This window comes from Paenibacillus sp. BSR1-1 (genome assembly GCF_030403775.1).
GTDB lineage: Bacteria > Bacillota > Bacilli > Bacillales > Cytobacillaceae > Neobacillus.
On the sequence record NZ_JAQMWQ010000002.1, the window covers coordinates 12,908 to 26,279 of the forward strand.

Annotated in this window: 13 protein-coding genes; 3 read left to right on the top strand and 10 right to left on the bottom strand. The window is 36.5% G+C overall.

Features of this window, described 5'->3' with window-relative positions; genetic code table 11:
• Positions 1-42: 42 nt before the first annotated feature.
• The 9 genes from PH210_RS03230 to PH210_RS03270 all read right to left on the bottom strand — a co-directional run bounded on the left by PH210_RS03230 (position 43) and on the right by PH210_RS03270 (position 8,261).
• Positions 43-282 carry a twin-arginine translocase TatA/TatE family subunit gene (locus PH210_RS03230; protein WP_289983006.1) on the bottom strand — a complete coding sequence of 80 codons (240 nt, stop codon included), beginning with the start codon at positions 280-282 and terminating at the stop codon, positions 43-45.
• 67 nt (positions 283-349) lie between these two features.
• Positions 350-1,564, bottom strand: coding sequence for a D-alanyl-lipoteichoic acid biosynthesis protein DltD (gene dltD, locus PH210_RS03235; protein WP_289983008.1), 1,215 nt, complete (start codon positions 1,562-1,564; stop codon positions 350-352).
• Entirely contained in the window at positions 1,561-1,797 is a 237-nt protein-coding gene (gene dltC / locus PH210_RS03240) for a D-alanine--poly(phosphoribitol) ligase subunit 2 (protein ID WP_223588656.1), read from the bottom strand. Before dltC ends, dltD begins: the two co-directional genes overlap by 4 nt.
• 5 nt (positions 1,798-1,802) lie before the next feature.
• Positions 1,803-2,969 carry a D-alanyl-lipoteichoic acid biosynthesis protein DltB gene (gene dltB, locus PH210_RS03245; RefSeq protein ID WP_289983009.1) on the bottom strand — a complete coding sequence of 389 codons (1,167 nt, stop codon included), beginning with the start codon at positions 2,967-2,969 and terminating at the stop codon, positions 1,803-1,805.
• Positions 2,966-4,483 (bottom strand): D-alanine--poly(phosphoribitol) ligase subunit DltA, encoded by a 1,518-nt coding sequence (dltA, locus tag PH210_RS03250; RefSeq protein ID WP_289983011.1) that lies wholly within the window; start codon positions 4,481-4,483, stop codon positions 2,966-2,968. Before dltA ends, dltB begins: the two co-directional genes overlap by 4 nt.
• Before the next feature lie 17 nt (positions 4,484-4,500).
• Positions 4,501-4,650: a teichoic acid D-Ala incorporation-associated protein DltX gene (dltX, locus tag PH210_RS03255; RefSeq protein ID WP_289983013.1), complete on the bottom strand. Its 150-nt coding sequence runs from the start codon at positions 4,648-4,650 to the stop codon at positions 4,501-4,503.
• A 164-nt stretch (positions 4,651-4,814) separates the two neighbouring features.
• Positions 4,815-5,837: a M42 family metallopeptidase gene (locus PH210_RS03260; RefSeq protein ID WP_289983744.1), complete on the bottom strand. Its 1,023-nt coding sequence runs from the start codon at positions 5,835-5,837 to the stop codon at positions 4,815-4,817.
• 112 nt (positions 5,838-5,949) lie between these two features.
• Positions 5,950-6,906: a magnesium/cobalt transporter CorA gene (gene corA / locus PH210_RS03265; RefSeq protein ID WP_289983014.1), complete on the bottom strand. Its 957-nt coding sequence runs from the start codon at positions 6,904-6,906 to the stop codon at positions 5,950-5,952.
• A gap of 11 nt (positions 6,907-6,917) precedes the next feature.
• A complete protein-coding gene (locus PH210_RS03270; RefSeq protein ID WP_289983016.1) occupies positions 6,918-8,261 on the bottom strand; it encodes a hypothetical protein in 1,344 nt (447 codons plus the stop codon).
• A 115-nt stretch (positions 8,262-8,376) separates the two neighbouring features.
• Here PH210_RS03270 and PH210_RS03275 point away from each other — a divergent pair, with 115 nt between their 5' ends.
• From PH210_RS03275 to PH210_RS03285, 3 genes are read left to right on the top strand one after another with little or no spacing between them, the layout of a single operon-like run.
• Positions 8,377-9,711 carry a spore germination protein gene (locus PH210_RS03275; protein WP_289983018.1) on the top strand — a complete coding sequence of 445 codons (1,335 nt, stop codon included), beginning with the start codon at positions 8,377-8,379 and terminating at the stop codon, positions 9,709-9,711.
• 26 nt (positions 9,712-9,737) lie between these two features.
• Entirely contained in the window at positions 9,738-10,811 is a 1,074-nt protein-coding gene (locus tag PH210_RS03280; protein ID WP_289983021.1) for a GerAB/ArcD/ProY family transporter, read from the top strand.
• Entirely contained in the window at positions 10,808-11,905 is a 1,098-nt protein-coding gene (locus tag PH210_RS03285; RefSeq protein WP_289983023.1) for a Ger(x)C family spore germination protein, read from the top strand. Before PH210_RS03280 ends, PH210_RS03285 begins: the two co-directional genes overlap by 4 nt.
• Positions 11,906-11,946: 41 nt before the next feature.
• Here the strand turns inward: PH210_RS03285 and PH210_RS03290 are convergent, their stop codons facing one another.
• On the bottom strand, positions 11,947-13,128 hold the full coding sequence (locus PH210_RS03290) for a TIGR04053 family radical SAM/SPASM domain-containing protein (RefSeq protein ID WP_483312077.1): 1,182 nt from the start codon (positions 13,126-13,128) through the stop codon (positions 11,947-11,949).
• Between the last annotated feature and the right edge of the window lie 244 nt (positions 13,129-13,372).

A 13,372-nucleotide genomic window follows, 5' to 3' on the forward strand; every position in this document is an offset into this window, starting at 1 on the left:
AAACATCCCTTTCGAAAGAAGGGATGTTTTTCATTTGCGACATTACTTTTTTAATTCAATTTTTTCCGGTTTCACTTCTTTAATTTCTAGCTGTTTCGCTTCTTTTATATCTTCTTTAATTTCTTCCTTGATATCGTCCGCAATTCCTTCAGTCGCTCTCTTAAACTCACGAATTGACTTGCCAAACGCACGTCCAATTTCCGGCAGCTTATTTGGCCCAAAGATAACCAAAGCAACCACTAAAATTAAAATTAATCCCGGTACACCAATATTTGAAAACATAATTACATCTCCTAGTGAGTGGCTGGTAAATAGTCTATATTATTATAACGGATATATTATAATTATTCTAGTTTTTCAGCGATTTTGCTTCTGCTACTGTATCAGATACATTTTTCCCATCATAAAAGTCCTTTATAACTTTATCCGTATATACCCAGCCTTTCCAGCCAATATGAATCGTATCCTTCATAAAATAAGGGTCATATTCATGATTTGAAAAATCGGCAATTTGAAAGCCCTCGGACTCAATTTGCTTTTTTATTCGGGTGTAATAAGCTTCCCGGCCTTCTAACGGAAAGCCTGTATAATCATACCACTTACCATTTACGGGAACTGATACAAATAATGGTTTCGCTCCTGATTCCTTCAGCAAATCAAGGATAAGCTGGAAATCACCATATTCAGGGGATTCACCATAGGATGCCCCGACCTTTGAATTCTTTAAGGAAGGAACCATTTTCTTTATTTTATTGTATTGATAATTACTAATATTAAAAGGATTATTCGTTGATTGTCTTTCTCCCATATGCTCAGCTTGGATTTCTAATTGGTCCCAGGATTTATTTCGGACTTTTTTGTTAATATCACGATTACGGGAAAAACCGCCTGCAAGCGTATAATAAAAATCCTTCTTAACCAATAAAGCATGATAAAGAGTAGCAAAGGGACGATAGATAGCAGCCTTTTTCTTTATCCAAGGATCATTCGTAATTTCTGCTTTTAATATCGTTGAAAGAAGTGGATCACTATTTATCGGCGAAAAAGTAAGCAAACGCTTAATGGCTTTTTTCTTTATCACTGGATCTATATTTTGATTCAAGGCAAAATCATATCCTTGAAGGGAAGAATAATTGGGAACAAAATGGCTTTCGTCGGCTCCTCCCGGTTGAAACCATTGTGGAGACAGGACAAAAACGAGCTTTTTCCCCTTAAGCTGATTCGTATGTTCTGAAAAATTTAAAAAGTGAATTAACGATTCTGTCCCTCCACGGCCAACAAGAAATGGTGTAAATCCATCCTTCGATTCCTTAAAATAATTGGACGGATGAAAACGGTCCAGCCTTGAAAGCTCTGATGAGCCATAAATCGGCAAATATTGTTTATTCTCCAACATCTTTTCTTGAACATATTTTCCTTGAAACATAAATGGATTTAATTCCGTTGCCGCTTGGGCAACTCTAGATTTTGGAATAAGTTCTTCAATCCATTGATTGGGTATTAATATCAGCATAGCCAGTACAAGGAAAGCTAAGAAAATTGGTGAAAATAAATTTTTTTTCATCTTCTATCAGCCAATAAATTGGCAATGTTATTTGGCGTGTTCCAACTTTCGCGATCGAATTCTGTGATAGGAATGAGAATATTAAACCGTTCCTCGGCCTGAACAAGTAATTCAACAGTGCCAAAAGAATCCAACAAACCAGATGTGAATAAATCAATATCTGGATTTTCCTTCACAACATCGTCCTGACAGATTTCAGCTAATAATGCGATAACTTCATTTTTAAATTCCATGTTAATCAAACTCCCTTTTGAAATAATTGTCCTGAGAAAATATAAAACCCAAAGCAAATGAAATGGAACGTAATGATAATAGCTGCCACATGGGTAAATTTATTGTTTGGCCACCATTTATGCTTCTTGTTAAATCGTTCAAATGAATTATATAGAACCATCAGCAGGGCGTGATAGATTCCATAGAGAATATATTGGATTTCAAGGCCATGCCAGAAGCCCATGATTAAAAAGAGTAAAATATAGCCAAGATTTGAGACAATGTTTCTGTTTTTTATCCATTTCTTCTTTGTCATCCAAAAAACAAACCTCATGTAAACATAATCTCGAAACCAGAAGGAGAGACTCAAATGCCAGCGATTCCAAAAGTCTTTGATGTTCCGGCTGATAAAAGGTTTGTTAAAGTTTTCCGGAGATTTAATTCCCATAATATAACTAACACCAATCGCGAAAGCACTATATCCTGCAAAATCGAAAAAGAGATAGAGGCTGTAAGCATACATATAATATAAGTGGTGCTGAAATTGGCTATGGGCAATAAATCGTAAATTAGCGATAAAAAAATGATTGATTGAATAACCAATAATATATTTATATAAAAATCCAAGGAAGATCTTATTGATTCCATCATAAAGGAACTGCTTATAATCATTTCCAGATATTTCTGTTTCTAATTCCTTCTCAAACCGGCGATACCGGTCAATCGGGCCAGATGAGATGGTTGGAAAGAATAAGATAAAATAAAGCAGCTTAGCTAAAGGCGGTTCCTTTTTAATAAGCCCATCTCTAATCTCCATGATGATTTGTGTACCCTTAAAGGTTAAATAAGAAATTCCTAGAAAACCAATAACATTAATGTCTGAGAAATAAGGCAGCAGCTTCGAAATGGCCAAGGGCAGAATTGATAGAAAAACCGCTGTGTAAAAAATGGCATTGCTATTTGATTGTTTTCGGTAATGGATATATAACCTTATTAATAAAACCTGCCAAATGGTAAACAGTATTAACGCCAATGCCTGATTAAGTGAAGATGAAAAAATCAAACCTAAGGCAGCAATCGTGGCCAACATATTATAGGTATGAAATCTTTTTCCCCGTAAACCAAGAATAATCGTTGGAGCTAAAAGGATGGCGATTATGAAAAAGAATGTGAACGAACCATATGGCGTCATGTCCGCATCATTTCCTTTATTGTTTTTCGATCCAGTTTCCCATTGGCTGTAATCGGAAGCTCTTTATGATAGGAGAACTTCCTCGGAATCATGTAAGCAGGGAGGAACTCGCCAAGTTCTTTTTTTATCGCTCCAGTTAACTGATATTCTTTTTCAAAATCATGGTTATCAGGGATAATTACGGCTTCTAAATAATCAATTTTTTCATTTTGAAACACAGGAATGACGGCTGCAGCTTTCACAAATTTTGATTTGGCAATATGGAATTCAATCTCTTCTAATTCCATTCGGTAGCCATGGAGTTTAATTTGAAAATCAATCCTGCCTTTGTAAAAAATAAGCCCTTCTTGATTTTGGTAGCCGGCATCCCCTGTGCGATAGGCAAGATGCTCATTATATTGAGAAAAAGCCCGTTCCGTTAGCTCCTGTTGTCCAAAATACCCTTTACTAACACTTGGACCGACAATAACCATTTCTCCATTTTCACCAGTGGAAACCTCATTACCATTTTCATCTAGAAATAGGATCTGTGTATCTTCTTTCGGTTTTCCAATCGGGAGATATGGATAGGAATTTAACATTTCAACAGTAACCTCAATCGAGGTTACTGCTACCGTCGCCTCTGTTGGTCCATAGGTGTTGAATATTTTTGCTTTAGGAAACCTTTCGAATAATTGCCGGCAGATGCCAACAGGGAGGATTTCCCCGCAAAATAAAAACACGGAAAGGTTTGGCAGCAACTCCTCATTAAAAGAGGGGTCCATTAAGCACATCTGCACAAAAGAGGGTGTAGATGTCCAAATTTGTGTGTTAGAAACATATAATGCCTCAAATAATAGTTTTGGCCTTGCAATCATTTCTTTCGTGATAGCAAAAAGGGTTCCTCCGCTGACCAAAGCAGGGTAAAGGTCCATCACAGATAAATCAAAGGAATAAGGTGCTTGATTTAAAAATCGAAATGGTCCATTGATCGGAAAATCCGCAATCATCCAATCCACAAAGCTCTCCAAATTAGCTGCTGAAATTTGAACTCCTTTAGGGTTACCAGTGCTTCCGGACGTATATATGATATAAAAATTATCTTGGCTTTCAACCCAGTTTTTGGGGTCAACTTGGATTTCTAAGGGTTGCCCCAAAAGAATATCCTCTAAAGTCACAACAGAAATTGAAGAATTATCAATGTCCATTTCATGCCCAGAACAATTAATGACTAATTCTAATCGAGCACTGTTGATGATATTTATCACGCGCTCCGACGGAATCGAGGTATCTACTGGTATATAGGGATGACCTGACTTTACACTGCCTATGAAAGAAACCAGCATCGAGGCTTCCATATGTCCATATACCAATATCGGTGACTGTTTTTGTAAATCTTGGTTTAATAGAAAGTCAGCTACTTGCTCAGACTGTCTCCAAAGCTCGGAATAACTAATTTCCGAACTTGGTGAAATATAGGCCAATGTTTCTGGTTGTATTTGTGCAAGCTCTCTTATGGTGTTTAATATTCTCATTGTTTACCTACCTCACATTAAAAGTCGTTGTAAATATAAGAACCGGCACTTGCATCATTAAAACCGTACATAAAAAATAACAAAAGAAGAATCAGCAAATAATAGACAAAGCGGCCGAACCACTTTAACTTTTGATTGACAATGAAAGCTTTAAATTTAGCAAACATCGTGGTGTACCCCCTAAAATCCCAACTGACTTAATTATAATAATGCGGTTTTGAATCTGTTGCATTAAAATTAGATGAGAAAAGAATTAAATTTAAGTGACCAAATCCTAAAAATAAATATAAAAAAGGCCAAGTTGTGATACTTGGCCTTTTTGGAAGGATGTTTATAGAACTAATTCTGATTGAATGTAATGGAACAAAAGCTTAGCTGTATTTTCAAGCGACGATTGATGAGTCCGTTCAAAGGCATGAGATGAATCAATCCCAGGTCCGATTAGCCCATGGACAATATCATGGCCGGCACGGATGGCGGCAGACGCATCGGAACCATAAAACGGATAAATATCGAGTTTATATTTAATTTGATTTTCTTCTGCTAAAGCCACTAAATTTTTTCGTAATCCATAATGGTAAGGGCCGCTTGCATCCTTTACACAAATGGAGACAGTGTATTCATCGGTAGATTGTCCATCGCCCATAGCTCCCATATCAACGGCTAAATATTCAACTGTTTCCGGTGTTATATTAGAATTGCCGCCATAGCCGATTTCTTCATTGTTAGAAATCAGAAAATGAGTCGTATAAGGGAGTGTTATATTTTCAGTTTTAATCTGCTTCATTAACTGGAGCAACAGAGCCACGCTTGCCTTATCATCTAGATGGCGGGATTTAATAAAGCCGCTTGGCGTTATTTCCACTCGCGGGTCAAAGGATACGAAGTCGCCTACTTCAATTCCAAGTGCCCGAATATCGTCGGCATTATGTACTTTTTCGTCAATTCGAATTTCCATGTTTTCCTGATTTCGTTCTGCTTTTCCGGCATCTTTATAAACGTGAACCGAGGTCTGGTGCATTAAAATGGTCCCTGTATATTTTTTGCAGCTGCTTGTTTCAATTTGGCAATATTCTCCTTCAATCGAATTGAACTTAAATCCACCGATCAGGTCAATTTTGAGTCTCCCATTCGATTTGATTTCTTTGACCATTGCCCCGAGTGTATCAACGTGAGCCGTCAGCATCCGGTGGCGGCTTTGGTCCTTACCTTCAATCGTCGCAATTAATCCGCCTTTGCGGTTTCTTTTCGTCTCAATTTTCAGCTCGGAAAGGAATCTTTCAACAAAAGTAATAACTTCATTCGTATTGCCGGAGGGGCTTGGAATTGATACTAAGTCCGTCAATAATTTCATGGTTTCCTCTGTATATGTATTAAGCACGGCATTTTCCCCTTTCTGATTTTTGATACACTCTTATTATACATAGATTGGCTCATATCGAAAATTTAACAATAGTGCTAGTAAATTAAAACCATCCCTTTTTCTTAAACCAGAGAAACATAGACAATCCGATTACGCCCATTAAGACAAGAGAATAGCCATAGCCATATTTCCAATCCAATTCGGGCATATTTTTAAAATTCATCCCGAAGATTCCCGCAATTAAGGTTAGGGGCGCGAATATGGAGGTCATAATGGTAAGAACCTTCATCACATTATTGGTTTGATGGGAATTTAACGAGAGATAATTATCCCGGATATCAGCGGTTATTTCCCGGTTTGCCATCAGCATTTCCGATAACTTTAAAAGATGGTCGTAGATATCAGAATAATATTCTTTTCTTGTAATTAAGTTTTTCAAATGCTGAGAATTTAACATTCGGTAGAGCAGATCACGCATTGGATTAACAGTATGCGTTAGATTTAATAACATATATCTTGTTTCGAATAATTCTTTTAATAAATTATTCATTGGTTTATTAAGAGTGTTATCTTCAATTTCATCTAACTTATCCTCAATTTTGTAAATAATAGGGAAGTAGTTGTCTACGATTTTGTCTAAAATTTCATAAAACACATGAGTATTTGTAAACTTATCAAAGCTTTTTTGAGCTGTTAATCTTTCCACCACTTGAGAAACTTCAAGAGAAGGCTTAAGGTGGAAAGTTACTATATAGTTTTCACCTACAAAAAATTCTAGCTCCTCCTTTATAATTTCCTGTCTTTCTTCTCGAACAATATGTGTAATAAAAAATGTATATTCATCGTAATAATCGAGCTTAGGCCTTTGAAGGGTAGTATTTACACAATCTTCAATAGCAAGTGGATGAAAATTAAAAGTTTCGCTTAAGTGTTTTATCTCCTCATCAGTCGGTTCATTAAAATCTACCCAAAAGCGTTTATATTTGGGTAGAGCCAATTTATCAATTGTATCTTGTTTGACTAATGTATTTGCCTGGGTAATACCCATGAAACTAATCATATTAATAACTCCTAATTACTTTTTTTGGGAACTTGGGATGAAATAACAGCCTGCTCATCCCACTTCTTTTTATTCTTTCTCTCTTGAATGACTTGAAACAAGCTTTGGAAACCAAGTATGGCTACCACAATAATACCACTAAAAACAATAAAGACGGCGAAGTATTCAAAGGGATTATATGACTTAAAATGTGACCAATGAATCTTCCCTTCTAGGTCCTTGGCAAATAAATTCATGCTGAAGATTCCACAGATTACTGTATAAAGTGTAAGGACTAGAAGCAGCATACTGTCCTTTTTTGTCACTGAATTTTCCTCATATTTAAACAAGCTAAAAAGAGTGTCTTTTGTATTTGAATACAACGTGTCAATATTATAGGCACTTTTGAAAAGTTTAAAAAGCTCCTGACCTTCTGAATTAATAGGATACTCTATAAAGAAAAAATTTGAAGTAAACGAATTAATAAAATATATTAGTTTTTCTATTTCATTATAATCTTTCTCAATGCGAATGGTTGAATAGTTTTGGGCAATTTTAACAAACACCAATTTATTAAATAGATTGATTAGATGCAAATAGTAATATTCTCCGTAAAAGCGTTTGGCCACAGCCATTATTTTTGGGGTACTGCTATTGATTAGACATGAAAAACAGTGTTCATTTACACAGATATATGTATTGGGAGCCCAACGGCTATAGCTGTGGTCTTTTACATAGTTGGTTATATATTCATGGTTTCCTTCGTTTTCACCACTAAGCGTTGCTGAGCGGAATAGATCAATTTCATCAATGGATTCTCCATCAGCGAAATGAAGAAGCGATTGGATATGCATTTTGTCTGGCTCCAAGAAAGGGGGAGGGGAATCCCAATCAACAAAGGATTCCAAATCCGGAAGCAAGTCTTCAAAATCCTTCTTATTAAATTGATTGGCAAATTCTATCACATTCGATAAAGCGGCACCCTTTATTTCTGTCCGTACTGTTATGAATCCAAGCTCATAAGGACAGAGGATTAAATCAAAGGAATGGATTTGAAACGGAATTTTTAGATGGTCAATGTTCAACAAGCTTTCTATGTTAATTTCTTTCGAATATCTTTGTAACCCCTTCTCATGTCCGGATTTTGGAAAAAGAAATTGAGTGGTTAATGGATGAAAAAAAGCCTCCATATCACTGTGTGAGACTTGGCAGCCTCCATAATAGGCCGATTCATTTTGTAATTCATTTAAGCGATATGGAGTAAATTGATTCTCTTGTAGAAATAAGATGAAATTGCGTATCGTAACTGCCTTCCATGAGAAGGGAAGAATGAATTGAAAAAATGCCTGTGATACCTGTTTTTCCTTTATCATCATTTCCTTATTTTCCTTTCAAATAAAAGCTGTCTAAAATCAACATTCCCGATTTAATAGAATAAAATTCCAATCTTTGAGGGAAATTAGGTTGAAAGAAATTGTTAGGAGCATGGAGATGCCATCTAATAAAGTTCAATCCATAAAAGAAGAATTAAAAGAAAAAATAATGCAGTCAGAGGATGCTGTTTTCAAGGAACTCCATACGAAAGAAAAATACATTGAAGCTTTATATATAAAAACTATTAGTGATGAGACCGTCATCCAAGATTATGTGGTCAAACCTTTTTTCGAAATTGCAACAGCAGAAACGTTTTTGGCTTATCTGCAATCACACCCGAAGGTAAAACCATTTGAGAGTGAAGAGCAAACTCTTGAAGAGTTAATCAGGGGAGTGGCCGTACTATTTTATCAAGATTTTATTTTTATATTTGATAGTAAAGTAGACAGGAATAATTCGGTTTTAGATACGACGGTTGAAACGACCATTCAAGGTCCTCAATCAGGACTTAGTGAAAGCTTGCCGACAAACCTCGGTCTCATTCGCCACCGTTATCCAGAAACTACCTTAAATGTGGAATCCACTACAATCGGAGAAATTTCAAAGACAAAAGTAATGATTCTTCACGATGAAAAATTAGTAGATCAGGATGTCTTAAGAAGAGTTAAAGAATTTCTAGACGAAGTTGATATCCAAATGTTTCAAACTGGAGAGCAGTTATTGGACCTAATAAAAAAAAGCAATCGGGCTTTATTTCCTGTCATGCTTGTAACAGAAAGACCGGATAGAGTGGCGGTGAATTTAGCGGCTGGAAAAGTTGTTCTGCTTGTATCTGGTTCATCCTTTGCCGTCATTTTACCAACTGTCATGAAGGATTTTATGGCTTCCATGGAAGATATCTATCAAACCTATTGGGTTTCCATTTTTCTACAGGTTCTGCGATATGTCGGATTTGTTACCAGCCTTATCCTGCCAGGGTTATATGTAGCAGTAACAAGCTATAATCCGGAACTATTTAGGTTTCAATTGGCGCTGTCCATAGCCGGAAGCCGATCAGCAGTACCTTACCCATCCTTTGTGGAAGTTGTAATTATGTTGTTCATGATGGAGCTATTAACGGAGGCTAGTATTCGTCTTCCAAAAGCCATTGGACCTACGGCAACAACAGTTGGAGGCTTGATTTTAGGGCAGGCAGCTACTGAAGCGGGTCTGGTTAGCAACATTATGATTATCATCGTATCAGCCGTTGCCATTTCTAACTTTGTCGTGCCAATTAATGCCTTTAGTTTCTCTGTAAGGATCGTAAAATATATCATCTTAGCGTTAGCTACCTGTTTCGGATTGGTGGGCGTTGTCCTTGGATTTTTTATGTTTCTCGCTTATATGGTTAAGCTTGACAGTTTTGGCCAGCCATTTTTAACACTTGTACAAACCAAATCCACCAAAGAATAGTAACTGATTTTTGAGGGGGGAGGTCAGTGAATCGATATTTTTTATATTTAGTTTTCTTGAATATGCTGATCAATGTTATTATCTTTGTTCCGAAAATATTGATTGAGCATCGGTATAACGGTTCGGTTATGGGGGTTCTTATTGCGATACCAATCGGGATTGGAATGAATTATTTATACAGTCACTCCCTTAATAAATTCCCAGGCCAGGGTTTACCAGAAATATTAGCCGATTCAAAGCACCGGTGGTTGGTAAATCTTCACTTAGGGAGTATTCAAATTTTGTGGTTTTCAGCTGGGCTCATTACTTTACTTGGTTTTATCGATATATTAAGCCGTTTCGTAAATCCGGAGATGCCGAAACTTTTTCTGATCACGATTTATTTAGCAGCGATTTTTTTAATCATCCAGCTACCGACCAAAAGGGTCATGTATTTTCTGGAAATTGTCCTATTTCTCAATACGCCGTTAATAGGTTTTATAATCTATAAGACGCTTACAAGCGAGTTTTTAAGCTGGGATTCTATACTGGAAGTGGGAACACACTTATTTGAGAAACCAAGCTTAAAAGCAATGGCTGCAGCGACGTATACTTTTTCTGGATTCACAAATTTAATCATATTTAATCGGGTAATCAAAGAAAAATTAAAGATTTGGAATTTTATTATTATTTTATTTTTAGGGGTTTTTAATTTATTTACCACCTTTTTTATTCCTATTGGTTTTCACGGTTCAGATGGGGCACAGGAATATCTCTATCCGTGGATTTCTACTTCAGATTCCCTTAGATTAGTATATAGTCCAATTGAACGAGTCCTATATATTTTTTTAATGTTTTATATGAGTATTTCATTAATGAGTATTTCCATTCACTGGCATGTTGCCTTTGAATTATTGAAGGGGACCTTTAAGGAAAAAGAAAACAATAAGAAGAATTGGATGATTATGGCTGCCTTTATGTGCTGTGCAATTGCTGGTGTCCTTTTTCTCAATACGGTTCTCCTAAATAAAATAACGGCTTATTGGATGATCCTTCTTCTTGGTGTTGAAGTGATGACTGTCTCTATCTTTTTCATTTGGGCTAGGAGGCGAACAGCATGAAAACTCTTGTGAAGTGGAGATTGATCGTAATTTCTTTATCAGCAGTTTTATTATTAAATGGCTGCGGCTTTAAAGACATTGATAAACGCTTATTTGTTGTCAGTATCGGAATAGATAAAGCAAGAAATAGCACAAAGAAATATCTGGTCAGCCTTAAATTTGCGATACCGGGTGGAAAGAATAAGGCAAATGATTTTTTTATTGTTACTGAAAAAGCTGATTCTATGGCAGAAGCTGTAAGGGCTATTAAAACAAAAGTGGATAAGGAAATTGATTTTAGTCATGCCAAAGTATTTGTATTCAGCGAAGAAATGGTCAAGTTAACAGATAACGCAGGGGTATATTATTGGCTAGCAAGAAGAAGAGATATCCAAGAAATTGCCTGGGTGGCAATCGGTACACCAACCGCCATGGATGTCCTTAAGGTAAAGCCTAAATCAGAACAGCTCCCATCAAACGCCTTATTCCTATCTCTCGGTAAAGATGGATCTGAAACGCCCTATATCATTTCCGAGTTTTATTTCGATATGAAAAAAAGATTAATTGAAAGAGGATTAGACCCCTTTCTGCCAATCATTGAAGCGAAAAAAGATTTACTGGAAGTTAACACAGTGGGGCTTTTTAATAAAAGCAAATTGATTCTTAATCTATCTCAAGAAGAGACGAAAATCCTAAATCACATAATGAATCGGGAAAATAAAAGTGCCTTATGGGTGAAAACAGGAAACATTAAATTTATTGTGAACACGACTAAAATAAAAACAAAATATAAAATTATTACACTAAAAGGAAAGCAGCCATTCATTAAAGTTAGTGTTAAGGTTAATGGGACTATTGAGGAAACGACAGCAAAAATAACAAATGAAAAATTATCACGTTATGAAAAAGCTGCCGAAAAGCGATTAAAAAAGCAAATAAAAGGGGTATTAGTTAAAATTCAAAAAGCAAATGTAGACCCAATTGGTTTTGGCTTACGTTATCGCTCCAGACATTTTAATAATAATGATTGGGAAGAATGGCAGCGAATTTATCCTCATCTAGTCTTTAAGGTAGATACGAAGGTAAAGATTAGTGATACGGGATTAATTGAATGAAAAAGCAGGGCATTCCTAAATTTGAAATGCCCATTCTTATTTTAAACTAAAGCGGATGTTTCTTTATTCCTCATGGCTTGTGGAATATATACACAAAATGGTTCACTCTCTAAATAGTCTCCAGTCACCGCAAACGTTCTTGAGCGGGAACCGCCGCAAATTTTGTTGTATTCACAGACACCGCATTTGCCTTTATAGTTGTCAGGCTGACGAAGCTCCTTGAATACATTAGATTCCCGGTAAATTTCTGCAAGTGGTGTATCACGAACATTTCCACCGACAATCGGCAATAAGCCGCTTGGCATGACATCGCCAATATGAGACACGAATACAAAGCCGTTTCCATCGTTTACACCTTTTGGAGCACGCTTTAAGCCATCGTGCATCGAGGCGAAATCAGTTGTAATCGTATCTTCGTAGTTAATTTCGCCTTTTTCGATTAAATGGTCCCGCTGTTTTTGCTGCAATACCACCCGGCGGTAATGCTGTGCTGCGGTCGTCTTAATATCATATGGAGCTGTTTTGCTTAATTCGTATAGCCAGCGAAAAACTTTTTCATGCTCTGCTGGTGAAATGCATGCGTCTAATTGGCCGCGGCCAGTTGGAACAAGCAGGAAGATGTACCACATTACTGCCTTTAATTCACCAACCATCTTGGCCATATCTTCGAGGTGATCATAGTTGTATCGAGAGATAACCGTATTAATTTGCAGCGGCATATCTAATTCATTTAAGTATTTTATTTTTTCAAGCGTAAGTTCAAATGAACCTGGTGTTCCTCGGAAGTGATCGTGAATTTCCGGGGTTGGTCCATCAAGGCTGAAACCCCAGCGTGAAAGACCTGCTTCTTTTGCCTTTTTCATTTTTTCAATAGTTACATTGTGCGTCGCGCTAGGTGTCATCGAAACTCGCATACCTTTTTTTATGGCATAATCAGCGAGTTCAAATAAGTCTTCTCTCATCATGCAATCCCCGCCAGTGAACACAAGCATTGGATTATCCATATCGTAAATTTGGTCAATGAGATTGATTCCTTCCGAGTGGGATAATTCCCGCGGGTCAGGGGTAACCTGAGCATCAGCGCGACAGTGAACGCATTTTAGCTGACAAGCTCTTGTTACTTCCCAAATCACGATAAATGGGTTTTGATCATAATCAATTGTCTTACCCATTCCATGTGGATGGCTTTTGAGATTCGGATGCCCTTTACTAATTCCATGCATATTCATCACCAGATTCAATATTATTTTTTAAAACAGTTAATTTGTTTCTATAGGTTCATTATAATTTTATCGCCGGTGTGTGCATGGGAGGTTTGTTACAAAATTTCTACATTGTTTTATAGGAAACTAGTAAAATATCTAGTTCGTAAAATATTACAAATATGTTACATAGGTATAGCCTGTTTTTGAAAAAAGTGGTTCTAGCCTAAACAATACCTAGAAAGGCAATATTTCTTTCGTGTAA

Bases quoted from the DNA above. Each gene is read 5' to 3' on its own strand.
- dltD (WP_289983008.1), bottom strand. From the start codon at position 1,564: ATGAAAAAAAATTTATTTTCACCAATTTTCTTAGCTTTCCTTGTACTG.
- dltX (WP_289983013.1), bottom strand. From the start codon at position 4,650: ATGTTTGCTAAATTTAAAGCTTTCATTGTCAATCAAAAGTTAAAGTGG.
- corA (WP_289983014.1), bottom strand. From the start codon at position 6,906: ATGATTAGTTTCATGGGTATTACCCAGGCAAATACATTAGTCAAACAA.
- PH210_RS03275 (WP_289983018.1), top strand. From the start codon at position 8,377: ATGCCATCTAATAAAGTTCAATCCATAAAAGAAGAATTAAAAGAAAAA.
- dltB (WP_289983009.1), bottom strand. From the start codon at position 2,969: ATGACGCCATATGGTTCGTTCACATTCTTTTTCATAATCGCCATCCTT.
- PH210_RS03290 (WP_483312077.1), bottom strand. From the start codon at position 13,128: ATGCATGGAATTAGTAAAGGGCATCCGAATCTCAAAAGCCATCCACAT.
- PH210_RS03230 (WP_289983006.1), bottom strand. From the start codon at position 282: ATGTTTTCAAATATTGGTGTACCGGGATTAATTTTAATTTTAGTGGTT.
- dltC (WP_223588656.1), bottom strand. From the start codon at position 1,797: ATGGAATTTAAAAATGAAGTTATCGCATTATTAGCTGAAATCTGTCAG.
- PH210_RS03270 (WP_289983016.1), bottom strand. From the start codon at position 8,261: ATGATGATAAAGGAAAAACAGGTATCACAGGCATTTTTTCAATTCATT.
- PH210_RS03260 (WP_289983744.1), bottom strand. From the start codon at position 5,837: ATGAAATTATTGACGGACTTAGTATCAATTCCAAGCCCCTCCGGCAAT.
- PH210_RS03285 (WP_289983023.1), top strand. From the start codon at position 10,808: ATGAAAACTCTTGTGAAGTGGAGATTGATCGTAATTTCTTTATCAGCA.
- dltA (WP_289983011.1), bottom strand. From the start codon at position 4,483: ATGAGAATATTAAACACCATAAGAGAGCTTGCACAAATACAACCAGAA.